A 24,887-nucleotide genomic window follows, 5' to 3' on the forward strand; every position below is an offset into this window, starting at 1 on the left:
ATGTGTGTTTGATGTGCCTTTGTTCTTCCAAAAACTAAGCTTAGTCTGAACTTAAAAGCAGCGAGAGTTTTGATGCTGTTTCTTCAAGGTTCATCTCTGGAACTGGACATGCTAATTTCGCTACGCAGGAAAGATTCCATGCAGTTTCCTCTGTGAACACAATAGGTACACCAGTCAGAAGAAATGGCAGCTTTGTCTTCTCCACAAGTTTGGTTGAGATACTCTTTGGCTTCACCACGGAGGGAATCAGCCAACGCCTGGTTGTCTGGCTTGGGTAACTTATGGAGAGAATAGATTTTTTTCCATCCTTCTCGCTTAGTGAGTGCTTCAAACTGGCCGTAAGGATTTTTCTTTTCCACCTCGGAAATATCAATAGAAAACAAAGCGGCTCCAAATAGCTTTCGCATCTGCATATGTGAAGGCACATAGGGCATCACAGTTGTCCCATAACCATTTGTGATAACTTCATGGACAAGATAGTTTTTGGCTCTTAGTTTAAGGTCAATAATCTCTGTTCGTTTCCAAAACTTAAAGTACGGTTCCAGTTTTTGCGTTTCCTGATCCATAATTTGGGACAAATATTTCATTGCGTCAGCGCGGTTTTGCTTTCCAATTCTCTTCCATACCGCTTCAATCAGCAAATTCTCGAAATACTTTTGATACAGGAAGTTTCCTTGTACCACAGGACCATCTTCCATTACATAATCCAGGAAAAAGCGATAAGGACACAAAAACATGTCCATCATCTGGTAACGGTCATATTTAACACCCTTGGTAATTTCTTTTCCAACAGATATAGAAAATGGTGTAGATTTATGAACACTCTCTACTAACTCGGCCTTGGGAGCCAATCCCAGAATAGCCAACAGAGCATAAGGCTCGGTTGTTTCGTCACCGTATTGCTTAACATAGCTGAGGCGAACATCACACCGGTTGTAGCACAGCCCGTAGAATAGAGCATACCTCAGAAAATTGCTGCGTTCACCCAAGGAGGTGTAGTACACTTGGAACTGTAGGTCAATGGGTGAATAAGCCGCATGAATAAATTCATCCGTAAGGGGCCACGGGAGCTGATCGTTGACGGTCATATTCATGTCACGATCTGATACGCAAGCAAAATGGTAGACCTTGCGCTGTTCCTTCTCAAATTGCCGTTTACTTTGCAGGATATCGCCATCAATCTGCTCGAAATTCTTTACAATCCAGTCTACACCCTGGTCTTCGTCATTTTTCTGCTTCAGATAGTAATATAGACCCTGTTGCAAGTCTCTGAATGTGCCAGAGAAAGTAGAGTTTTCCGGCTTGATTTTATCCAACCGCAGCTGTAAAGCCGTAATCAAGGCTCGTTCCTGCTCATTAGCCAGAGCCAATTCACGCTGCTTAAGGAACTCTTCAAGGTTGTGGAAATGCTTACCGAAGTTGATGAAGTCCTCACGAGAATTGTCCACGGCAAACAGATAGGTTGCAATCTCGTTAATCTCCTCAATCGCTCGGATGAGCGCAAGTATGTCTTTCTTAGTGACTTTATACTTGCTGTAAACAGACAGATTTTTAAGTTCGGAGAGCGCATCCGTACCTGGTGTTGCAGCCAGCTTATCATAGTTTTTGGCATAGCCCTCAACGATTTCGCTTTGAAATTCCTCGTATGTTGTCACATTCTCAAAGAGAATTGCGACATTATAGAAAGTCCGAAGCAGCACTTCACCGGGAGCCACACTTAGGATGTTGGAAGACAAGCACTCTTTGATGGCATTAACATCGAAGATGATATGTCGGTTCTCATAATCCCATAGACGGTAGATTGCAGAAAAAAACTGTCCGATGGGATAAGAAAGAAAGTGCCGATCTTTGGCATATTCGGGATAGTAAATTTTGAGCAAGGTATGTACATCCCTATTGGCCGTGTATACTTGCTCGTCCAAATGCCTGAGAACAGCAGCATTACTCCACACATTATTGCCTCTCTCCATGACGCTACGAGAGTCAGAATAGCTCTGGATAGCGGCATCAAAGTGGTTGGAGACAAAATGTGCATATTCGGTAATGTTTGCAAACTCCATAAGCTGAATACTCTCGTACAGCTTATACCATTTTCTAAGCAACGGGCTGCCTACTGCATTTCTATCTTCGCAAATTTCACCTAAGGCGCAGGCCAGAGCGTTGCTTGGATTTTGCATTGTGGGCAGCTCATATTCACGAACAACGGTGTCATGGTGAATTGGAACTTCAAAGCACCCATAGATTTCATTCCAAGAGGAATAAATCTTAGAGTATTTTTTTTGATAGTTGAACAGGAAGATGATGGTCATTCCCATCTTTTCCATAGCAAGCAAAAGGCGGAGCTGTACCGGTGTGAACTGATGTACGCCGTGAACCACGATACTATTAAAAGGCTGCTCTTGGGTGACTCTCACAGCCCTTTCGCAGCGTTTTACTTCCTGCGGTGTTCCAGTACATTCGTCAACTTCCTTGTTCGCAAGAGCGACAACGATTTCTTTGAGCTTTTCACGACAAGGGGTTTTAGGAAACTGGAAAATCGAACTTTTCTGCGCTTGTTTCAGCATATAAACAAACAGCTGCTGCTCTGTGTTGCCTTTGCTTCCATCAATCGCAGAGGCATTGATATCCAATTCTATGAATAAGCGGACAGCTTCCAGAAAATGGTTTTGGTTATGTTCCAATGCCATATGGAAAGGTTTTTGGATTTTTTTCCTATCTAATAGTTGTTTGAAAACCGAAGAGAAAGCGCTGTACTGCTGAATGCGAAGGCTGATATTATCCGTCCATTGCCGATACACTTCTTCATGATCGACCAGATCATTTAACGGACAAATCAATCCTTTGATTTTATCGCCGAGAACATCCTTAAGTCCATTTACAAGAGTTCGCGCACTGCAGAAATGAGGCAAGGCAGAAATTTCATCCCAGAAATCCGCTTTATCTAACTGATAGGGATCTTCGTATGTGTAGATCTTAAACGGCATTTCTTATACCTCCGTTTCTATGAGATTCTGCCAGGACAGATTCTGTTTGCCTTGGATTTCAATCCATGAAAACGAGCGAATTGCTCTTGTCATGGCAACATAGAGAATTCGAGTTTCCTCACGGGCTTTTTCAGACTTTTCTATAATTTCGTCGTAGAAATCGTTTTGAATGGTCTCGCCTGAATTGCCTACACTCATACTATATCCTATCCGATAACGGCCTTCGGACTTGGCGGTACTAATGTGGAGCTGCGTCCTCTTAATAAAGTTAATCGACGCAGAGCAGAAAGGCATGATTACATGACCATACTCAAGGCCCTTTGATTTATGTACCGTGATGCACTGAATGGCAGTATCGTCCTCATTGCTTGTCGGTGTCCGGCTGTCAACAGAGACTTGGGAGATGATACTATTGTAAAGATGTTCCTGTAGCGTGTTAATTGTAAGCCTGTCCACATTGCAAGCGTTGATAAGCTGCTCAAACAGCAAGTCCACATTCAGCTGATAGTAGTGCTGTTTCCAAGGATCATCGCTAAAGTGTTTCCAAGGTTCCAGGGTGCTGTATATTTTGCGAACGGCTTGCAGAATAGGTTGTGTCCTTAAACTCGCTACAATAGTTTCCCAAGTGTTGAATTTCTTATCAACTGTGTTGGCAAGCAATAGGTTCATATATCTAATCAGATAATTGACCTGTTCCTTTTCATCCACCTTAGCTCTCCACTTTCCAGTTCGGATCTTCATCCGAAGTTCATAGAGGTTGGATTTAGGAATATCCAAATTGAAAAAATTGGAGGTCACAAGATTATACAGATAATCAGCTTCATCAAAGTGAACCAAGGCGTTAACCAAAGTGAGCATATCCATGGCAGGCTGGGACATATACAAGTCACCACCTGTATTGGTATGTACGCTGATTCCCAAGCGGGCACAATCAGTACGAATCATATCAGCCTGCCAGTTTTCTCGCACCAAAATGGCAATGCTTTTTTCCTTTGCAGAGAGTTTTATACCGTGACTCTCTTCATACTGGATACGTCGCTGGATTCTTTTAATTTCCTCAACGAGAACAGGGATACGCATTTCCTCATTTGCAGCCGGAAGCCGCCGATAAAAACGATTTTTGGAGGACAAGTAATCTCCGTTGTAGTCCCTTGTGCCGATGAGCTTATCTTTGGCTGCATCGTAGGTAAGCAGTTCTTCATCCATTTCTCCCCAAGCAGTGAAGGAACGGTCAAAGATATCCAGCAAGTGCTTGTCGGTGCGGTAGTTCCGCTGCAAAGAAAACTCCAACCACTTCTCGGGGGCGTTGTCAATGCCCAACTGGTCAAAGGCTTTTTCTTTTGCGCCACGGAAACGGTAAATACACTGCTTAATATCACCCACAAGAAACAGATTATAGTCAAGCAGCTGAGCTATTCGTAACAGGGATTCAATTTGAGAGTCATCGGTATCCTGAAACTCATCAACAAACATAAACTGTTGAGCATTCTTATCCGTTTTCAATTCTCTGATTCTACTTTCACTATCCGGCTTACTAATGAAACGGTTAAGAATAGACATCATGGAACTGAGATGGATTTTGTTGTTTTCCAAAAGTTCCTCGAAATATTCTCGTTCAACAGACGGAATTACGCTGGCCAGCAGCTCGTGCAGTTCCCCGTGGGATTCGTCATTCAAAAGAGTTCCAAAGTCTTGGGGTTCAATATCCTGGATATCGACACTCTTATTGTGCAGCTTCCCAATGAAGTCAAGGATACTCTCTCGGATAGCATAAACAGGCATGCCAAGTTTGTCTGTATAATTCTTTCCGTATTCGATTTCTTTTTGATGGATATACGCATCAAGTAAATCAGAAATCTTCTTACGGCGGTAAAATTCGCTGGAGGTTATACCTAAGTCAATCCCATAGCCAAAAGAAGTTCCCATTTGAGCAATTAGATTCTTTGCATAGGAATGAATGGTACTAATCTGCATGTGGTCGATTCTGGAGATCATCTCCAAGTAGTCCGGGTTAGAGGTCAGGAGATAACAATTTCTAAAGTATGTTTTGAGCTTTTCTTCCATTTGATCCGCAGCTTCATTTGTGAATGTAATCATCACAATGCGGTCAGCCATTTTTTGCAGAGGGGCATTTTGCGTGTAGCAAATAAAACCAATACGGGAAATCATGGTGTAGGTTTTTCCGGTACCAGCACCAGCGCGAATCACAATATTTTTTTCCGGCGAAGCGTGCTCAACTTCATACTGCTCAAAATTAAACTGGCTCTGCTCACTTAGCTTCTTGAGAATAAGCTTTTGGGCAGGGCTATATTGACCATTTGAAATCACAAAGGAATTTGTATTATTGTCGAAAGGATCGCTCAATACGCTCATAGAGCAATGGAAGCCCATGAGCATATCATCAACAGAAGTCACCGAGGGAGTATGGCTTTTTTCCTCATCAAATGCAATTTCAATGTTTTCACGATTCCGTACTAACCCCCTTTGTGTAAGTGCTATATCAAGAGCATTAAGCACGGACATCATCTGCGATTTCTTAGAGAAAACACAATATAGTTTGCATCCATGCAGATACTGAGCGGTCATATCGTTGATGATATTGCCATGCAAGCCATCGGATTCATCGAAATAATAGAATCGAGAATAATCGTGTTGATGGTAGACTGAGGACAGTTCTTTTTCTACTTCAGATTCACCATCTTCATCTATGTTGATATCAGTTTCGTATAAATTACGAACTTCCAACATAGTTCTTCGATCAAAAGGATCTCTATTCCAGTTACTTACTTCCCGGAGAGCCTGGTCTAATTTATTAAAAAATGCTGTGTTGTCAACCAAGTCCTCCTTGAGAATGGTGAACTTCTCTTCCATGACTACATCCAGACGATGGGATCTAAAAAATGCCCTGGAGACTTGAGGTAAACAAACCATTTGGTATACAAGAGGAAATTTGCCGATGGTTTTCCGAAGGTGCCGTTCAATAGAAAAACGGTATCCGCGAGCTTGCTTTTGCGGGGAAGCCGCTACCTCTCCATCTGCGGTGCGAATGATAACAGCTTCATTGTTTTCAACGCGTAGAATATTTTCCTCACGCCATCCTTTAAGTTCGACTACCAGGATACCTTTTCCGGGCATAAGAATACAAACATCAAATTCTCGTCCAAAGATTTGACGGTTCCAATAGATGATGTTTGTGTCATCAAGATATTCCTGTGCTTTGTCGATAAACATTTTCTCGCCAAAGTTTTCAGTATTGCCCGAGCCAATCAGTTTTCCCATCGAACGTCACCTCGTTGATCACGGGGGGGACACCAAGCCACCCTATTCTAATATTAAAATGTTTTGTGTCCGATAAAAAGGACTTAATTATTTGTGTCAAGAGAAGAAGCATCTGGAGATATATCCTCGTCCTTGATAAAGTCCATCATGTCTCCAGCATTGCAGTTCAAAACATCTGCAATTTTAAGCATAACGGCTAATGTTACTTCCTGGTTTTTACGGAGCTTGGTGAAGGTTGCTGAAGATAATCCAGCCTGTTTTCTTAATGTTGCTTTGCTAATTTCTCGTTCGGCCAGCATAACCCAAAGCTTCTTGTAACTAACTTTCATAGTGCCACTCCTTGTTTTGTTTCCAGGAAAATAGTGTTAATTTTTATTATAACATGTCGAATTTAAGTTTTCAATGCGCTTTGATGAAAACGCGATAAGAAGGATGAAAATACGCTGTTTTTGTTGAGAATCTAAATCAAATTGACTCTTTAGCGAAAGTTCTATTGGATTCCTGTTCAAAGCTATGCTCTATCTCCATACTCATGAGTCTGTCCACATTGGCCTTTGCCGCCAGTAGCTCCCGCATTTCCTCACGGGAGTGCCGGTACTCGGCGTAGGTCTTTTTCTTTTCCTCCAGCAGCCGAGCATATTCAGCTTGCAGTTCTTTAACTTTGGGCAGCTTCTTGACTCCCATATCATCAAAGGCATTTTTTGCCGCCTGATGAAGCAGAATTTCTTCCTCATGTTCCTCGCGGAATTTCTTTGAATAGCCAGCTTTTCGGTAGGCTACATAGGTGTCACGAGTCTTGGCATAGTTGATGATGTGGGTTCGCAAGACGGCGATCTCCGCCATGCGTTTCTCCGCTGCTTTGATTTTTGCAGATAATTCATTGTGGTAGGCAGTAACTGCCGCAGCTTTTTCTTCCAGCACCGCGTACTCCAGCAGGTTATGCTCCGTAAGGTAATTCACGGTCTGCGCCATTTGTTTCAGATTAAAGACCTTGGCCCATCTCGCATATCCGGCACCTTTTCCGGCCTGGAGCTTTGCCTGGATATCAACCAGCAGATTGACCTTCCGCGGATCTGCTTGCTTGACCGGTTTCCGACGGGGTGTATGCTCCTTTTGACCGGCGAGGACGGCCAGCAGGTCCTCCAGGGTATAGCCTTTGCCCAAGCTGTCCAGGCGGGACACTTTGCTCCAGCCAGGGAGCTTCAAACGATAGGATTTCCCGCGCTTGGATATTTCACAGCCGGATTCTCGGAGTAGCTTTAGCAGTTCCTCCAAATCAGCAGGTTTTTGTGCCAAAGCGTTGTCAATGGCCACTCGCAGCAATTCTCGATGAGAGGGTTTCGCCTGGTCTCCCAGCCATTGGTCGTAGCTTTTCCCGTGGGGCTTTGGGTTCTCGACAATGGACAATCCGTTTTCGATACAGATGGTGTCGCTCAAACGCCGGACAGCTCGAGTGCTACCCCAAAAGTTGCGGAACTTCCGGTCACATTCCAGGTTGACCGAACTCCAAATGATATGATTATGGATATGGGCTTTGTCAATGTGAGTGCAGACTATGAAGGCGTGTTTTCCCTTTGTAAACCGTTTGGCAAACTCCATACCCAGCCGGTTGGCCTCCTCCGGGGTGATCTCCCCAGGGCAAAAGGACTGGCGGACATGGTAGGCGATCACATCGTCCGCGCCCCGGACCCGTCCGGTGACGGCGATATACTTGCGCTTGGCCAACGTAAACTGGGCGTCGGCCACACGGCTGTCGCACTCATAGCCGGTGATGAGTCTACCGTGGTCTGTCTTTTGCGGGTTGGCCACATAGTCGATAATCTTGCTGATAGCACGGCTCTCGGTCCGGCCTTTGCCGATGTGTAGCGGCATGATGCGTGTGGTTGCCATAGGAGGTTCCCCTTTCTCCAGAATAGAAAGAGCGGTATGGATTTCTCTCTCCATACCGCTCATGTAAAATTAGCCGTAAACCAAATTTTGTATCACAAACTTCAAATCTTGCACCTTACCAAGCAGCCAGAAGGCAAGCTTCGGAATCCCAAAGGGGCTTATGAGAAACGCGATTCCCAACAGGATAAAACCGTTGTGTGGGGAGTATGTCACCAAGACAGCTACGCCCAGCAGCGCGACCACCGTACTGAGAAGCCCCAGCACCAATCCGGACACATAGACCAGACCCACACAAATCCAAATGGCCAGGGTGAGAAGCAACACCACCGGCGCGACTGCAATCTTCAAAAGCAATTTCATCAAACCGAATAACATTCCCACAGAATCTTCACCTCCAGCTTTATTCTAAACTCATTATGCAGTCCTTTCTGTCGAATGGCAAGGATACAGGTAAAAAGAAAAAAGCGGAGGGAGGCGCGGCGAAAAGAACGCCGGTCCTCCCTCCGCAGATGGGGTATATACCCCTGTTACGAAAGATTGGAGAGCTGGGTCAGGATTTCCTTCATCCCCTCCCATAGCTGCTCCTGCCGCTGGGCTATATCCTCCAGGTCAGCGTCGTAGATGCGCCCGGTCTCATGCACCCGGCGGGTGAGCTGGTTTAAGTTGTTGCTGCTTCGGCGCAGCAGGGACACCAGCTCCTTCAGCTCCGGCAAGTCCAGCTGCACCACATAACCGTCCAGGGCCATCTTCCGCAGATAGGCTTCCCGGTTCTTCGTCCCAAGTTGGGACATTTTCTGCTCGATCAGCGCCAGCTCCTCCTGGGAGACCCGGAAATTCACCTGGACCTCCCGCTTGCGCTTCGGGGCGCTCACCGCTCCGGCTCCCGTTTCTTATGGGCCGGACCTTTTGGGGCTGCCTGTTTCGTTTCCTGCTTCAAATGCTCCCGGATAGAAGGCCGTGGCTGGCGCAGCTCCTTGGAGCGGTCCTCGCTGGCCAGGATGGTGGCATAGGTCCCAGGAAGTCCTTTCATGCCGGTAAAGGCCAGGCTGCGAAACGGCAAAAGGTTCATCAGCCGGTCATGGTCTTTGCTCCCGGCACGATTCAGAAACTCCGGGGAAATGCGGGCCATGTAATGGGTCCCGTGGGGGCTGTTCGGCACATCCGGTGCGCGCAGCTCCCGCAAAATCCGTTCCGCCTCTGCCTGGATGTCCTCTGCTGTCAAGGGCTGGCGGCGCAGATATTCCTCGCGCACCAGATCAATGAAACCATTCAGCACGGCAGGGTGGCTGTTTACCGCATAGCCAACCCGGACGGTATCAGAGTTGTAGTTGGGAATGGTCTTGGCCCATTCCTTGTTGCGGGGCGAATAGCGCCCATCCCAGTCCTGGAGCTGGACGGTGTTGGCAAGGACCAGCATCACCCGCTCCATACCGTAGGTCTCGATCACACCCCTGGCGGCATCGTGACTGAGATACATCCCGTCGAAGTGTTCCCGCACCGCCGCTTCAATGGCCTCCTTGCATTGGAGATTGGCGTTGAGAGATGCACGGTAGGCATCCAACTCATTGTGTTCTCTTGCATAAGATGCGGTATGAGAATAGATGGGAACAGAATCAATTTGAGGCTGGATGTTGAAAGAATCAGACGGCTCCTGCATAGTTGTTACTACTAATTTACCGTTGATTTGTGCAAACAACTCAGGTTTCATAAAGTGCTCACTAAACTTTTCAACAAGTCTAGGTTCAAGTGCCGAAAAACGGTCCTCGCCCAAACCAACTACTAAAAAAGTCCCGGCCAGTACATCGTAGATTTGGCCGTCCTCATCTCTTAAAGTGCGATTCAAAGGTTTGCCGTTCAGTTTTCCTTCCTCGTCACAGATCAATGCCACCGGCTCGTGAAAAGGATAGATAGCCTGAATATCGCCGCCGACTTCTTTTTGAAGGGATTCCAAAGAGAAAGTAATTTCTTTGACATAGGGTTTTTTACCCGGCTCTACCACCAAAGCATGGCCGGTCTGCGGCTCTTTCAGCTTGCACACATCATCGGCCCGGTTCTCAATGCTGTCCCGGATCACATCCATGTAGCCGGTCTCCAGCTTCTCGAAGTAATGGTACACATCAGCCAGCGGCGTGGGTGAATCCAGCAGCGCCTGGGCCTGGGCAGCGGTCAGCTCCAGTTCCTCCATCGCCATCACGATGTCCTCCTGGACGGTGTATTCGTAGGCGTGGTTCAGGACCTCTGCCGGGGGCTGGCTTTTCAGCCAGTCCCGGTATTTGTCCTGTTCAGCGGCCATCTTCTCATAGAGGGCCGTATTCAGATCGTTGGTATTCATGTTATCGCACCTCCTCATGCTGTTTCGGTTTCTTTTCGGGGCTGCGGGGCGGCACCGGACGCTTCAAGCTGTCCAGCACCGAGGGCCGTGCGCTCTTGGCGATCACAGACTCCGGCTGGGAACGGCCCCTGCCGTCCAGGTTCAGAAGGGTGTCCAGTTCCACCAGACGGGCGGACTTTACTCGCAGATCATCCTCATAGGGAAAAGGCTTGCCTACTTCCTCTTTGGCGGCGCCCTGCTGCTGGTACAGATTGTCCAGCTGGGCCTTGGTCGCCTCTAGGCGCTGGGACATCTGTGCCAGGGCATTGTCGATACGGGTCAGATTGCCGCGTGGGTCTGTGCCGAGGCTTGCCCGGTGGGTCATCTGGCCTTTCAGCAGGAGCGTATATTCCTGTCTCCATGCGTCAAATGTCACCGACATTGCGAAGCCACGGTAGCTGCCGATCTGCACTGGCTCGGAGCCTTTGACCTCTTTGCAGGCGTCCAACAAGGCTGCACCGGCGTTCTCTTTGTCCGTCAGGGTATCGCCCCGGATTTCCATACCGGCAAAGCCGTCCTCCGGGTGAGGGTGGGCAGCCAGGGTCTCCAGGTCTGCCTCAAACCCCTGGATATAACCCTTGTGCTTTTCGATTTCCTCCGGGAAGTATTTCAGCAGCTGGTCCTCCAGACGGTACTGCTTGCTCTGGTGGTCGGCTTTCATCAGCTTCAGCTTGGAGACCTCCACATCCAAGTCCATGCGTTCCTTAATACGGGGGTCTCCGGCGCACAGGGCCTTGATTTCGGCAAAGGACAGCGCCGTTTCGTCCACATCGTCGCAGCTTCTCACCGGCGATTTGGAAGTCATAATCTGGCTGATGAATTTCTGCTTGTTCTCCACCGTCTGCCACAAATAAGCGTCAAAGGTTCCCTCAGTCACATAGCGGTACACATGAACCAGGGGATTTTGGTTGCCCTGACGCTCGATACGGCCTTTGCGCTGTGCAAGGTCTCCCGGCCGCCACGGGCAGTCCAGGTCATGGAGCGCCACAAGCCGGTCCTGCACATTGGTGCCAGCGCCCATCTTGGCGGTGCTGCCCAGAAGAACGCGCACCTGTCCAGTGCGGACCTTGGCGAACAGCTCTTTTTTCCTGACTTCGGTGTTGGCCTCATGGATAAAGGCAATCTGATCGGCGGGCATTCCCTGGGCGATGAGCTTCTGCCGGATGTCCTCGTAGATGGTAAAGACCGGCTCCGGTTCGTCCAACGGCACCGCCTGCTCCAGCGCATGAAGCGTGGGATTGTCCAGCGCCTTGGCTACCTTTTTGGAGGGCGTGGCCTGGGGCGTGGAAATATCGCAGAACACCAGCTGGGTCAGCTTGTCAGCCTCGCCGTCCCGCCAGATCTGCACGATGTTTGCGACACATTGGTTGACCTTGGTGCCAGGTTCGTCCGGCAGCGCCTGATTGATAATGCGCTGGTCCAGGCCCAGTTTGCGGCCATCGCTGGTGATCTTGAGCATATTGTCCTGGGAAGGGTCCACCGTGCCGCTGTGTACCAGAGAGGCCCGCTCAGAGAGTACCTTCACCATTTCCTGCTGCTGCTCGGTGGGCTGTGCCACAATGTTGTGGTATTCCACCTCCGGCGTGGGCAGGTGGAGCTGATCGGCGGTCTTGATGTCCGCCACTTCACGGAACAGGTTTATCAGCTCCGGGAGATTGAAAAACTTGGAGAAGCGGGTGCGTGCCCGGTAGCCGGTGCCTTCCGGTGCCAGTTCCAGGGCTGTGACGGTTTCTCCGAAACGGCTGGCCCAGCAGTCGAAGTGGGTCATGCTCAATTCCTGCAAGCGGTCATATTGGAGGTATCTTTGCATGGTGTAAAGCTCGGTCATAGAGTTGCTGACCGGGGTGCCGGTGGCAAAGATAACACCCCGGCTGCCGGTGATCTCGTCCATGTAGCGGCACTTGGCGAACATATCGCTGGACTTTTGGGCGTCGCTGGTGGAGAGGCCCGCCACATTCCGCATCTTAGTGTATAAAAACAGGTTCTTGTAGTTGTGTGCCTCGTCCACAAACAGCCGATCCACACCCAGCTGCTCGAAAGTCACCACATCGTCCTTGCGGCCCTCGGCCTGGAGCTTTTCCAGTCTGGCCTCCAGGGATTTCTTGGTGCGTTCCAGCTGCTTGACCGTGAAACGCTCACCGCCGCTGTACTTCACCTCGGCAATGCCCTCAGTGATCTCGTCAATCTGCTCCTGAAGGAGCCGTTCCTGGCGCTCCCGGCTGATGGGGATTTTTTCAAACTGCGAGTGGCCGATGATAACGGCATCGTAGTCGCCGGTGGCAATCCGGGCGCAAAACTTCTTGCGGTTATGGGTTTCAAAGTCTTTCTTGGTCGTGACCAGGATTTTTGCAGAGGGATAAAGCCGCAGAAACTCTGATGCCCACTGTTCTGTCAGGTGGTTCGGCACCACAAAGAGGGACTTCTGGCACAGCCCCAGGCGCTTGGCCTCCATCGCAGCGGCCACCATTTCAAAAGTCTTGCCCGCGCCCACCTCGTGTGCCAGCAGCGTGTTACCGCCATAGAGGATATGGGCGATAGCCCCCAGCTGGTGATCCCGCAAGGTAATAGCCGGGTTCATGCCTCCAAAGGTGATGTGAGACCCGTCGTATTCACGGGGCCGGGTGGAGTTCATTTCCTCGTTGTACTGGCGCACCAGCGTCTGGCGGCGCTCCGGGTCTCTCCAAATCCAGTCCTTGAACGCATCCCGGATGGCCTGCTGCTTTTGGGCGGCCAGGGTGGTATCCCTGGCGTTCAACACCCGGCGTTCCCTGCCGTCTGCGTCCTCCACGGTGTCATAGATACGGACATCCCGTAAATTCAACGCATCTTCCAGAAGCCGGTAGGCGTTGGCACGGCTGGTGCCGTAGGTGGTGTAGGCCGCAACATCTTTTTCGGATACAGAGCTTTTGCCCGTGACCTGCCATTCGGCGGTATAGGAGGCGTAATTGACCTGAATGGCGCGCTGGAGGTAGTATGGGGTGTTGAAGGTCTCATACATGAATTGCTGGATGTACTCCTTGTCAATCCAGGTAGCGCCCAGGCGCACCTCAATCTCCGAAGCGTCCAGGTCTTTGGGCTGGGCAGCGGTAAGGGCCTCCACATTGATGGCAAAGGTCGGGTCCTGCTGTGCGGCCCGCTGCGCCTGCCGCAGCTTGCGCCGTACATTGCCGGACATGTATTCGTCGGCGGTCACATAGGTAGGCCGTTCTCCCTCCGGCACCGGCCCAGGCAGACGGAAGATTACGCCTTGCAGCTCGGCGGCCAGCTCGTCGCAGGTCTTGCCGGTGAGCTGTTCCATGTACTCCATGTCCACACGGGCCTTCTCCGCGATGGATACGGCCAGGGCTTCGCTGGCGGTGTCCACAGAAGTCACCGCCTCATGGGGCTTGATGGTCCGTTTTGTGAACATATCCGCCTTGCGCTCCAGCTTGCCGTCCTCGTCCACAATCTCCAGCGAACAGAGCAGATAATAGCTGGAATCGTCAGCAAAGGCCAGCCGGTTCGCCCGGTCATTGATAAGGCCGTACTTGGCGGAAAAATCATCATAGAGCCGATTCAGCTCCGCCTGCTTCTCCCGGATGTCGCTGTCCGGTGTGGCGGCGTCCATCTGCAAGTCGATCAGCTCCTGGACACAATCCCGCAGCCCTACCATGCCTTTGACACGGGCCTCGGCGGTGGCGTTGAGATCAGGGCGCACCATGCGGCTGTTTTCCCGGAAATACACAGCGCCGTCTACTACGGTGTAAGAGTAGTTTTTCACATTGGGATCAGCGGGAATGGAGGTGTCGACGGCTTCGCCCTCGCCCAGCTCCGGCAGCTCAGCCTCCTGGTAGGTGCCGCGAATGTACTTCACAGCATCGTGTAGCTGATCGGCCAGCTCCAGGCCCTCGATGGGGTTCACGGTGTAGTCCATGCCGTGTGCGGTGCTTTCCGGTTCTTGTCTGCCCAGCACCATTTCCGGGTGGTCCAGGAAATAGCGGTTGATGGCAAAGCCGTCCTCGGTCTGTCCGGTCTGCGTCCACTCCGGCACGATGTCCAGCGGACGGTCCCGCTTTTGCAGGAAGATGATGTCCGATACAACCTCGGTCCCCGCATTGGCCTTAAACGCATTGTTGGGCAGACGGATGGCCCCCAGCAGCTCGGCGCGCTGGGCCAGATACCGGCGCACAGTAGAATCCTTGGCGTCCATCGTGTAGCGGCTGGTGACAAAAGCCACCACGCCGCCGGGACGCACCTGGTCCAGCGCCTTGGCGAAAAAGTAGTTGTGAATGTTGAAATTCAGCTTGTCGTAGGCTTTGTCCCGAACCTGATACTGGCCGAACGGTACATTGCCGATGGCAAGGTCATAGAAATCACGTCTGTCGGTGGTCTCAAATCCCGCCACAGTGATGTCAGCCTTGGGATAGAGCTGCTGGGCAATCCGCCCGCTGATGGAATCCAGCTCCACGCCATACAGACGGCTGTTTCTCATTTCCTCCGGCAGCATACCGAAGAAGTTGCCCACGCCGCAGGACGGCTCCAGAATGTTGCCGGTCTCAAACCGCATGCGGCCCACAGCCTCATAGATGGCGCGGATCACCGTGGGGCTTGTGTAGTGGGCGTTGAGGGTGGACCCTCTGGCGGCGGCGTATTCCTCCGGGGTCAACAGCTCCTTCAGCTGGGCATATTCCTTGCTCCAGCTTTCCTTGTCAGGGTCAAAAGCATCCGCCAACCCGCCCCATCCCACATACCGGGAGAGGACTTGCTGTTGTTCCGGCGTTGCCTGCCCGGTGGTTTCCTCCAGGTATTTCAGCAACTTGATTGCCTCGACATTGGCCTGGAACTTGGCTTTGGGGCCGCCTTCGCCCAGGTGATCGTCAGTGATACGGAAATTCTCGGCGGTGCGACGCAGATTAGCCTTGTATTCCTCATAAGAGGCTTCCTCGGCAGCTTTGACATTGGGGAAGGTCTGCCACCCGCCGTTGACCTGGATGGAAATGGGATGTTCGTCCAGCACTTCATCCTGGGCCTTATCCGGCTCGACGGGGGCAGGCGGCTCCGGCTCATTGGCCCGCAGGGTCTGAACCACCACATCATAGGGCAGATGGTTCTTGTCGCCCGGATAGACGGCCACAGTCTCGGTGTGATAAGCCGGGGTTTCGACAGACGGTTCGGGGCGTTCCTGTCCGGCGGCTTCCTCCGCTGCAATTCGCTGGGCATCGGCCATGACCTGCTGAACAAAGGGGTCGTTATCCAGCTTTTCCGGGTCCACCACATGCCCGTCCACAATGCCGCGCTGGGCCAGGGCCTCCCGGATGGCGATGGGGTCAACATCGTCCAGATTGTCCTGCTCGACCTGGGTGTAGAAACGCTCCTCCTTAATGAGTTGGGCGATCCGGCGCTGCACCTTGGGCCAGGGCAGCATCGTTCCTTCGGGGCTTTCCGGTCGGACTGCAAACGGGGTTTTACCGTCGCCGCCGTCAAACTCATGGGCCAGCCACGCAGCGGTGTCTTTCTCCCGCGCATGGTCTTTCATGTAGCGGACAACGGCGTGTTTGCTTTCGATTTTACCGTTCCAGTCCTGGATAGCCCGGTCAATGTCATTGTCAGAGAGCGGGCGCAGCAGCTCATGGAGCTTGGGATAGGTTTCGTCTGCCACTTCACGGTGCAGCCACTGGCGAAATTCCGGCACATCAGAGAATAGGCGGATCAGCTCTATATCGTGGGAATCAAGAATGGCGCGGCGCACAGCAGCATTACACTCGATCATCGCGTTTTCATAATCACTGTGACCGCAGGCGTTTCGGTATCTGACATCCTGGGTAACAACCTCCAACACGATTGGCTTGTATTGCGCATATAGCTCCCGGAGGGTGGCGGCTTGGATGGCTTCTTCGTCCCGGAATGCCCGGAACCCATCAGCACCGTACTCTGCTTCGTGGTCGTTGATGTCCTGCTCGGCCTCATGGTCGATAGAGAGGACAGAATACTCCCGGCGCTGGGCGCTGCCCTTCAAGGCGGCGGAGACTGTCACATCATGCTTGGCCCGGAGCTGTTCCAAGTACTGCTCCAGCCGGTTTGCCGGGAACCCGCACATCTCTACACGGCCACCGCCAGGGATAGCACGTGAGACCAGTTGCAGCCCCAGCTCTGGCGCGGCTTCTTTGGCATCCTCGCCGTACAGCTCGAAGAAATCACCCATCTGATACAGGACCATATCATCCGGGTGGCGCTCCTTGACGCCGTTGTATTCCCACATAGTCGGGTCCGGGTCCAGCTGCGGCTGTTCCTGGGCAAAAGAAAAAGCAGAGGATGTTTTCACATTCTCTGCTTCATTTATTCTTTGGATTTGTTCAGCTTCGGAGAGGAACAGGTTTAGGGTCAGCTGTTGATTAGCTCCGCCATCAGAATCTCCTCCGCCTGGGCCTTGCAGGTATTCATCAGGCCCACCCAGCGCATCGGATCGAGGGCTTTCAGCTCCTCCGTCGCGCCCGCCGACTCCGCCAGCCGGGGCATCATCTGCTCCAGACGGCTGTTCGCCGTCTCGTCGATCTCGATGAGGTGCGGGTACAGCTTCTCGGTCAGCAGCAGCTGGTTGTAGATCAGGGGCCGGTGTTCCTTCAGGTACGCTTTCCGCATCCTGCCGTACTTGCCCAGGGGCTTCTCCGGCTGTTCGCTCAGGCTCAGGTCGGGAACCAGGTAATCGCCGTTCCTCGTGTAAGTCAGGTTGTTCTCCATGTGTAACGCTCCTTTCCGCGAGTTGCTCACGCTCATAATGTTGGACGGTGACGCCGATCTGCCGCAGCACCTGCTGGTTGATCTGGCTGACCGCCGCTCCCAACGCCCCAACCGTGGCCGGGGTATTGAAATCGAAAATCGGCATGAAGTCCTCATGCTGGAAATATTGTTCCGTATCCAGCCCACAGCGGGACATCAGGGCATAGGCGATGCTGACGGTGGCGGCGGACTTAAATTGGACTTCGATGTTGTAATCATCGTACTCCGCGAGGAACGAACCGTCAACGATGTAGCGGAAGTCCTGCTGATGCTCGTCCCAATACTCACTGGCCAGTTTTCCGGCCACATCGGTGAGCTGCTGGGCAAGATCGTCACCAGCAACGCCGTAGTTGCGCTCCAGCATGGCCGACACAGGCCCGATGTGCTGTTCCTCCAGCTGCCACAGCCAGGGGGATCGGGAATGCTCACGGGTGCCGGTATCGGAAATATCGAACACGTAGCGCAGCCGAGGCCTGTCGCCGGAATCGTCCACCAGGGCGATCCCCTTGGAGCCACGGCGCACATACCGGCCCATTTTCTCGTTCCACAGGTCGTACTCGGCGCAGGCGGTGGCATCCGGGCGCTGGGCGTAAATCATCATCTGTTCATGGAACGGATATTTGTAGAGGCGGGCGGCGGTAGTAAGAAAGGCCGTCCATTCCTTCCAGCTGCCCACAAGCCGGGTCGATACCTGTTCGGCCATCTGCCGGTAAGATTCAGCTTTGGATGGCATGGTTTTCTGTCCTCCCTTCATGTTAAATAGAAACGGGGCGGCACATCAGGCCGCCCCGCTGGGTCTTGGTGTGGTTCTTACTCGTCGAAATCCGGGTACAGCTCCAACTCGGCAAACTCGGCGTCGCTCATGGCCTGGAGCTTACCCAGAGCGCTGTCGGTCAGCTCCCGCAGCTCGGCTTCCTCCGGCGAAAGCTCACCGCGCATCTCCGTCAGGGCGTCGATCAGCCCGGTACGGCTGCCGGTGTTGTAGATACAAAGCAGGTTCGTTTCCTCAAAAGTGAAGTTTTCCATTTCAAATCTCCCTTTCTGCGCTCTTTTTGGGCGCTGTCTTTTTGTGTTCCGCCTTGGGCTGGCTTTTCAGCTGCTCCATGACGGACTTTTTCTTTTCCCGGTCCTCCCGGTGGGCGGCGGCAGCCAAATCCATGAGAGAGATAGGCTGGCCGCTGCGGGCCTGCTGTTCTAACTGGGCCACTGTCGGCTCTTTGGGGCCGTTGTTGATGATGCCGTCGATCATGCCGTAGTCATCCTCCACGGCCATTTCCACATTTTTCAGCGGATTGTCCGGCAGGAATCCGAGAATCTCGGTGAAACCAACGCTGTCACAGTAATAACAGGATACCTGACCATTCTGCCGGATGGCAACGATGTCACTGACGCTCATAGACGGACTGTGAAAATCCACAGGTTTTTGCAGATTGAACCGCTCGTACAGTCCTTCCAGCTGCTCTATGGTACTGCCAGAACCGTCCAGAGGGGCGGTGTAGATCAGGTCATAGTTGTTCCGGTCCACAGTCAGATTGTGCGATGTCAGCCAATCCAGATTCATAAAGCGCACATTTTGCGGATCATCTTGGCTCACCTGATAAATGGCAAAACAGTTTCCCTTATGGGAAAGAAACGCCTGCTCACGTTCCTGCTGATGCTCCTGGCGTTCCGCTACTTTTTCGTGAAACTGCGAACTTTGCTCCCATTCGTCACGGGCTACAGCGAAAATCCCATCGTGGGCATCCAGATCGGTGGTATCAAAAGCCATCGCCGGATTCTCGCCCTCCTGGATGATATAAACGGTCAGGTCGCGTTCCATCAGCTCATAGGCCCACTCTTTGGAGAGGGGCAGAAGGTCGCTGTCCATACAGCTGCATTTCTTCAGATCATCCTGGGTCAGCACCGGGTCCGGCATGGGATACTCGTCCAACGCCTGCTCCTGGGCGTCCGGCAGCTGGGCGGCTGCGGTTTCTGCGGTCTGCTGGCTGACCTGTTCCTGCATCTGCTGGGAGGCCGCCTCCTGCAAAGTCTCGATCATGGACAGTGAGGCATACTTGATGGACTTGCCGCCCAGCCCCAGGTTCTCGCAGATATGGCTGACCGCTTCGGAACGGCCTATGTCGGTCCCATCCAGCTGGCCGCCGTCCAGCTGCTTCATGGTTGCCACATCGTAGAGCGTGTAGTCCCAGCCGGTGTCGCAGGGCTGAATATGGAGATAGGTGGTATCGTCCAGCACCAGCAGGGCCTCCCGGTACTCGGCGCTGGGCTGGGATACTTCTTCCACAGGGGCTTTTTCCTCCGCAGTCTGCTGGGGTGCCTGCTCCGGTTCCGGGGCGGCGGTCAGGTCAATGCCGCGCTCCTTGCAGATTTCCTTGTAGTGCCGTTCAATGTCGTTAATCAGCTGGCAGGAGGTCTTGTTGATGGTCTCCAGGCTGGTCCGCAGTTCCTTCAGCTCCTTGTCTTTCGACCAGGAAGCAATGTATCCGAAGCTGTTTTCGCCGGTCTGGATACCGAAATACTGGCAGACTGCATAGGAAATGCTCTCGGCCTCCACTTCCTCGGTATTGCGGTTCTTGGCGGCCTGTTTTACCGCCGTCAGATCTTCCTCCACCTCTAGCCGCCACTCAAACCTATTCTCGTCCACATAGCGCCAGCCTTCCTCGGCGGCGGCCTGTTCCGCCTCCGCTTCGGTGGAAAAGTCCAGGCGGAAGTCATGCTTGGTGCCGCCCTCACTCACCATCACGATTTTCCAAGACTGCTCCACTTCATATTTCTTCGGGTCGTGGAGCTTGCTGTGAGCAACCTCATGGACGGCAGCGGAAACGGTCTGCACCTCGCTCATACCGTCTCGGATGGCGATCCGCTGCTGCTCGGAGGAAAAATAGCCGTCCATGTTCTCAGCCATTGGCTCAAACTCGATGGGGACCGGGGCGGAGCGCCGCACCGCCTCCAGGAACGCCTCATAGTGAGGCACCGTCCCGGACAGGCTGGAGGCCAGCTCCGGCAGGGGCTTTCCGTCCGTCTGCGAAACATCAAACACCTTCACCGGGCGGAACATGGGGATTTCGATTTCCTTTTCCTCCATGACGGCCTTGCCATCCGCATCCAGAATGGGAGCCTGGGTGTCCGGGTCGCGCTTCATTTCCTCAATTTTCTTTTTGTAGGGCGTAGGGGCGATAATGGTGATGCCATGCTCGCCCTTTTTTACATGACGTGAAAACTGGTTTTTCCACTTGTTGAACCCGGCCACCAGGGTGGCGTCCGGGCGCTGCATATAGATAAGCATGGTGTTGTTGACGGAGTAGCGGTGGAACTTGGACATGACGGACAGGTAGCGCATATACTTCTCGCTCTCAAACAGCTCCTTGATGCCCTGTTCAATGCCCGCTGTGATCTCCTGCAATCGTTCCCGGTTGGTGGGCTTATCAGCCATGAATTTCACTCTCCTTTCCAAATTGGCGATTTCTGATTGATGTTCGGCAATCCACAGTCTTTGTTCATCGGGGGTATCCTCCAGGAAAAAATCCAGCAGATAGCCCGTGTAGTCCTTTTTCTGAATTGCCTCCATAAAACGGGGATGGGGATTTTCTTCCGGGTTTTTTGGGGAATAGTCGGTTTCCCACTTTCTCAGTAGATGATAGTAGTCAGCCAGGACACGAAAGGCATGGTCCCGATCCTCTTTGAACTTCTGTGCCTCGGTTTTCTGCCGGACATAGCGCCTTCGGGGAGGGGCCTGACTGTCATAAGCCAGGCCAAAATCCTGGGCCAGCTTCTCGACGGCCTCCTTGGGAGACAGATTGTAGAGTCGTGCGGTGAAGTCGATCACATCGCCAGTGGCTCCGCAGCCGAAGCAGTAGAAGTATTCCTCGTTCAGCTTCATGCTGGGATTTTTGTCATCGTGGAACGGGCAGCAGGCCATGCCGCTCCGGTTGACCTCGATCCCATACATCTGCGCCGCCTCCCGGACAGTGACAAACTGCTTGACGGCCTCAAAGACACTCTCGGCCATGCTTACTCGCTGCCCCTCTTGGGAGTGGGCGGCCTGTACCCGGCAGCCTTGGCCCGTTCACTGGCCGCCTTGCGGCGCTGGTTGCTGTACGGCTCCCGGACGGACACGCAGCGTTTGGGAACCGTGAAGGTCTGCCGGTCCTTTTTTACGATTTGGTCCGGGTATTTCTCTGCCAGCCGCCGCAGCTTCTCCAGCAGACGGGGGTCATGGGTATAGACCTCGGCGGCAGCCTCGGCCTGGTTGTAGAGGATGATGGTTTCCTGTTCATAAAGGGAGAGCTTCATCGTTTGCCGCCTTTCTGCCGGTCAAACGCCAGCTTGAAATTGGCGTACTTCCCATCGTCCTCTAGCACCACGGTGGCGTCGTAGGTCTTTCCGGTTTTCTCGGAATACAGGCCGGTCACATGGGCGCGGCCATCTTTGAGCAGTGCCGTCACGATGGCCTTGGTGGGCTGCTTGCGCTTCAGCTCCCACCACTTGTTGTTTTTCCAGATGGCGAATTTGCAGCCCTCGTTCTGACAGAAGAAACCCTTTTGCAGCTCCGCCACATCGTCGCCGCAGCGGGGGCATTTGCCCACCACTTCGCGGGGCGGCGTGAACAGGTACTCGGTCCCCTTGATGACCTGATAGGTCCTCACCAGCTCCTGGAGCATGGCGCTGATCCCGGCCATAAAGTCCTCCGAGGCCAGCTCGCCGCGCTCGATCTCACCTAGCCGGTACTCCCACTCAGCGGTCAGCAGGGGCGATTGCAGCTGCTCCGGCAGCACGGTGATAAGGGACACCGCATCATGGGACGGCAGGAGCTGCACGGTTTTCTTACTCTTTTTGCGCTCCAGAAAGCCGGTGGACACCAGTTTTTCCAGGATACCGGCGCGGGTGGCCGGGGTCCCCAGCCCCTTGCGCTCGGCATTGTCCGGCATATCGTCCTTCCCGGCAGTCTCCATCGCAGAAAGCAGCGTATCCTCGGTGAAGTGCTTGGGCGGGGTGGTCTTGCCCTCCTTGACAGCAGCATCGGAGAGAGGAAGCGTCTGACCTTCAGACAGCTCCGGCAGGGCCTTGTCCTCGGTTTCCGGCTCCGCATCTTTCAGGCCGGCGCGGTAGGCAGCGTCCAGCGCCCGCCAGCCAGGTTGTATTACCGTGCGACCCTTGGCAGTAAACTCCGCACCGGCGCACTCCACGACAACGGCGGTTTCCGCAAAGGTATAGGGCTGGGCCACAGCGCACAGCAGCCGCAGGGCCACCAGCTCCAGCACCGCCTTTTCACCCACCGGCAGGCCGGACAGGTCTGCACCCTGGAGGTTACGGGTGGGGATCACCGCATGGTGGTCGGTCACTTTCTTGTCGTTGATGACCTGGGCAGCATTGCAGGCAAGCTCCATACCATCGGCAAAGGACAGCGCCCCAGCGGTGAGCCGGACCAGCTCCGGCAGACTCGCCGCCATATCCGAAGTCAGGTAGCGGCTGTCCGTCCGGGGATAGGTGCAGAGCTTCTTTTCATACAGGTTTTGCAGATAGTCCAGGGTTTGCTGGGCCGTATATCCCAACAGCCGGTTGGCGTCCCGCTGGAGGGTGGTCAGGTCATAAAGGGCGGGCGGCTTCTCAGATTTGTCCTTGCGCTCCACCTGTTTCACTGTGGCAGCCGCACCCTGGCAGGCCGTTTTCAGCTGCTGGGCGGCGGCCTTGTCTGCCATGCGCTCCCCGGAAACGGTGAAGCCGGGCAGCTCCAGCGTGACCGTGTAAAACGGCACCGGTTTGAAGGTGTCAATCTCGGCCTCCCGCTGGACGATGAGGGCCAGCGTCGGGGACATGACGCGCCCGATGTTGAGGGTCCGGTGGTACAGCACCGAAAACAGCCGGGTGGCGTTGATACCCACCAGCCAGTCCGCCTTGGCGCGGCAGAGGGCCGCATCCCTCAGGCCGTCATAGTCCGCGCCGGGGCGCAGGTTCGCAAAGCCCTCCCGGATAGCCGAATCCTCCATACTGGAAATCCAGAGCCGCTTCATGGGCTTCTGGCAGCCTGCCAGTTCGTAGACAGCGCGGAAGATCAGCTCGCCCTCGCGTCCGGCATCGCAGGCGTTCACCACCTCGGTCACATCCGGGGCGTTCATCAGCTGTTTCAGCACATCAAACTGTTTCTTCTTGTCCTTGCCCACCACCATCTGCCAATGCTCCGGCAGAATGGGCAGATCGTCATAGCGCCACTTGGCGTAGTCTGGGTTATAGGCGTCGGCATCCGCCAGCCCAGCCAGGTGGCCCACACACCAGCTCACCCGCCAGCCGTTCCCCTCCAGATAGCCGTCCTTGCGGGCGGCGGCCCCGATCACGACGGCCAGACTTTGGGCAACGGACGGTTTTTCAGCGATTACCAGCTTCATGGTTTTTCATCCTCCTTTCCCGCAGCCATGCGGTCAGCTGCCGGTGGCAGAATCCCACGCAGGGCTGAACGTCACGGTAATTCCCACAGCCATAACAGGGGTGGCCGGGAGATAAAGAGGGAGAGCGGGAAGATTCCTTCCCGCCCTCCGGCCTGCGTGTCATCATGCGTTCATAGGGGCTGTCGGTGAAGCGGGTCAATCCGCCTTGTCCTCGCTTTCCTCGTCGCCGCCCCCGTCAGCGTCCGGCTCGTCGGATTCCTCACTTTCCCAGGGGGCCTCATCCTCCTGGTCGGTATCGTCCTCGCCGTAGTCGTAATCGTCCAAATTGTCGCTGCCCTTGGTCTTGGGCTTATTCTTGATGAATTTGAAGTAGGCAAAGGCACCGCCGCCGCCCAGCAGGGCCAGCACCGCCAAAAGCAGGGCCGGATTCAGCCCCGTTGCGTTCTGCGCCGGTTCCTCCAGCTCCGGAGTTTCCTCCGGGGTTTCCGGTTCCGGCTCCTTGCCCGTACAGCCGCTCATATTGGTAGCGCACACCGGGCAGGCTGTATTCACCGCACCAGCCACACATTTCTCCGTACAGGTACAGGTGGCGGGCTGCTCCTGGGTGGTCTGGCCGTCTTCCATCAGCGCCATCAGGTCCGCCTCGTCCACTTGGTTCAAGAAGTGGACGGCGGTTTCCTTGTCCTCGTTGGCCCGGTCAATGAGGATGTAGAAGTAGTTGCCCGCCTTGGTGGTGACGGTGATGAGCTGCTTGTTGCCGCCGAAATCATCCACCAGGGCAGCGTTGCCCTCTGGGGTCAGGGCCGGACTGTCCTCGGTTTCCTCCACCACCACATTGGCGTCGTTGGTGGCGTCCTCTGCCGGGAGCTGGTCCGTCCCCTGGGCAAAGGCGGTCACGGAAAGGCCCATCATCAGCACCAGGGCGGCGCAGAGGGCCGAAAAGGTCTTGAAAATTCTCTTATTCTTCATGGTCGGTGTCCTCCTGTTCGTCGTAATCAGTGGAAGCAGCGGCCATGCTGGGGACCGTGCCGCCGGAGAGCATGGCGTTCAGCTGCTCCGGGGTCAGCCGCAGGGCGCGCACCATCTGGACAATCTCCAGGTTCTCCGCCTCGGTTTTCTGCGCCTCCAGGGTTTTCAGCTTGTCCTGGTACTCCGCGATCTTCTCGCGGACCTTGGCAATCTCCTGGTCAATACGCTGGATTTTGTTCTTAGCCATTTCAATCA

Annotated in this window: 15 protein-coding genes and 2 pseudogenes; 1 reads left to right on the forward strand and 16 read right to left on the reverse strand. The window is 53.6% G+C overall.

Features of this window, described 5'->3' with window-relative positions:
* Positions 1–83 precede the first annotated feature (83 nt).
* From ACTNBZ_RS04990 to ACTNBZ_RS05035, 10 genes and pseudogenes are all read right to left on the reverse strand, one after another.
* On the reverse strand, positions 84–2,984 hold the full coding sequence (locus ACTNBZ_RS04990; RefSeq protein ID WP_441208586.1) for a hypothetical protein: 2,901 nt from the start codon (positions 2,982–2,984) through the stop codon (positions 84–86).
* A 3-nt stretch (positions 2,985–2,987) separates the two neighbouring features.
* Complete coding sequence (locus ACTNBZ_RS04995; protein WP_441208587.1) at positions 2,988–6,263, reverse strand: UvrD-helicase domain-containing protein; 3,276 nt, start codon at positions 6,261–6,263, stop codon at positions 2,988–2,990.
* 83 nt (positions 6,264–6,346) lie between these two features.
* A complete protein-coding gene (locus tag ACTNBZ_RS05000; protein ID WP_002596266.1) occupies positions 6,347–6,592 on the reverse strand; it encodes a helix-turn-helix domain-containing protein in 246 nt (81 codons plus the stop codon).
* Positions 6,593–6,728: 136 nt separating this feature from the next.
* Positions 6,729–8,153, reverse strand: a complete 1,425-nt coding sequence (locus ACTNBZ_RS05005; protein ID WP_441208588.1) for a relaxase/mobilization nuclease domain-containing protein — start codon at positions 8,151–8,153, stop codon at positions 6,729–6,731.
* A 69-nt stretch (positions 8,154–8,222) separates the two neighbouring features.
* Positions 8,223–8,528 (reverse strand): CD1845 family protein, encoded by a 306-nt coding sequence (locus ACTNBZ_RS05010; protein WP_038259322.1) that lies wholly within the window; start codon positions 8,526–8,528, stop codon positions 8,223–8,225.
* Positions 8,529–8,680: 152 nt separating this feature from the next.
* The gene (locus ACTNBZ_RS05015; RefSeq protein WP_441208589.1) at positions 8,681–9,025 is read right to left on the reverse strand and encodes a plasmid mobilization protein; all 345 of its coding nucleotides are present in this window, start codon (positions 9,023–9,025) and stop codon (positions 8,681–8,683) included.
* Positions 9,022–9,762, reverse strand: a pseudogene (locus tag ACTNBZ_RS05020) (DUF3849 domain-containing protein); the annotation flags it as partial. The pseudogene ACTNBZ_RS05020 and the gene ACTNBZ_RS05015, both read right to left, overlap by 4 nt.
* A 111-nt stretch (positions 9,763–9,873) precedes the next feature.
* A pseudogene (locus ACTNBZ_RS05025) lies at positions 9,874–10,485 on the reverse strand (DUF3848 domain-containing protein); the annotation flags it as partial.
* 1 nt (position 10,486) lies between these two features.
* Positions 10,487–16,825 carry an SNF2-related protein gene (locus ACTNBZ_RS05030; protein WP_441208590.1) on the reverse strand — a complete coding sequence of 2,113 codons (6,339 nt, stop codon included), beginning with the start codon at positions 16,823–16,825 and terminating at the stop codon, positions 10,487–10,489.
* A gap of 59 nt (positions 16,826–16,884) precedes the next feature.
* Positions 16,885–17,241 carry a TnpV protein gene (locus ACTNBZ_RS05035; RefSeq protein ID WP_038259314.1) on the reverse strand — a complete coding sequence of 119 codons (357 nt, stop codon included), beginning with the start codon at positions 17,239–17,241 and terminating at the stop codon, positions 16,885–16,887.
* A gap of 37 nt (positions 17,242–17,278) precedes the next feature.
* Here ACTNBZ_RS05035 and ACTNBZ_RS05040 point away from each other — a divergent pair, with 37 nt between their 5' ends.
* Positions 17,279–18,043 (forward strand): hypothetical protein, encoded by a 765-nt coding sequence (locus ACTNBZ_RS05040; RefSeq protein ID WP_441208591.1) that lies wholly within the window; start codon positions 17,279–17,281, stop codon positions 18,041–18,043.
* A 47-nt stretch (positions 18,044–18,090) separates the two neighbouring features.
* On the opposite strand, the gene ACTNBZ_RS05045 is transcribed toward ACTNBZ_RS05040, so the two are convergent.
* The 6 genes from ACTNBZ_RS05045 to ACTNBZ_RS05070 all read right to left on the reverse strand — a co-directional run bounded on the left by ACTNBZ_RS05045 (position 18,091) and on the right by ACTNBZ_RS05070 (position 24,879).
* The gene (locus ACTNBZ_RS05045) at positions 18,091–18,306 is read right to left on the reverse strand and encodes a transposon-transfer assisting family protein (protein ID WP_002596248.1); all 216 of its coding nucleotides are present in this window, start codon (positions 18,304–18,306) and stop codon (positions 18,091–18,093) included.
* Position 18,307: 1 nt separating this feature from the next.
* Entirely contained in the window at positions 18,308–21,289 is a 2,982-nt protein-coding gene (locus tag ACTNBZ_RS05050) for a YodL domain-containing protein (protein ID WP_441208592.1), read from the reverse strand.
* Positions 21,290–21,291: 2 nt separating this feature from the next.
* Positions 21,292–21,573: a hypothetical protein gene (locus ACTNBZ_RS05055; RefSeq protein WP_002596246.1), complete on the reverse strand. Its 282-nt coding sequence runs from the start codon at positions 21,571–21,573 to the stop codon at positions 21,292–21,294.
* Complete coding sequence (locus ACTNBZ_RS05060) at positions 21,570–23,663, reverse strand: DNA topoisomerase 3 (RefSeq protein WP_441208593.1); 2,094 nt, start codon at positions 23,661–23,663, stop codon at positions 21,570–21,572. The genes ACTNBZ_RS05055 and ACTNBZ_RS05060 overlap by 4 nt, the downstream gene beginning before the upstream one ends.
* 195 nt (positions 23,664–23,858) lie before the next feature.
* A complete protein-coding gene (locus tag ACTNBZ_RS05065; RefSeq protein WP_441208594.1) occupies positions 23,859–24,632 on the reverse strand; it encodes a DUF4366 domain-containing protein in 774 nt (257 codons plus the stop codon).
* Positions 24,622–24,879: a DUF4315 family protein gene (locus ACTNBZ_RS05070; RefSeq protein ID WP_441208595.1), complete on the reverse strand. Its 258-nt coding sequence runs from the start codon at positions 24,877–24,879 to the stop codon at positions 24,622–24,624. The genes ACTNBZ_RS05065 and ACTNBZ_RS05070 overlap by 11 nt, the downstream gene beginning before the upstream one ends.
* Positions 24,880–24,887 lie beyond the last annotated feature (8 nt).

Origin of the sequence: Pseudoflavonifractor sp. HCP28S3_F10 (genome assembly GCF_052065415.1) — a bacterium.
In the GTDB taxonomy this organism is placed as follows: Bacteria; Bacillota; Clostridia; order Oscillospirales; family Oscillospiraceae; genus Pseudoflavonifractor_A.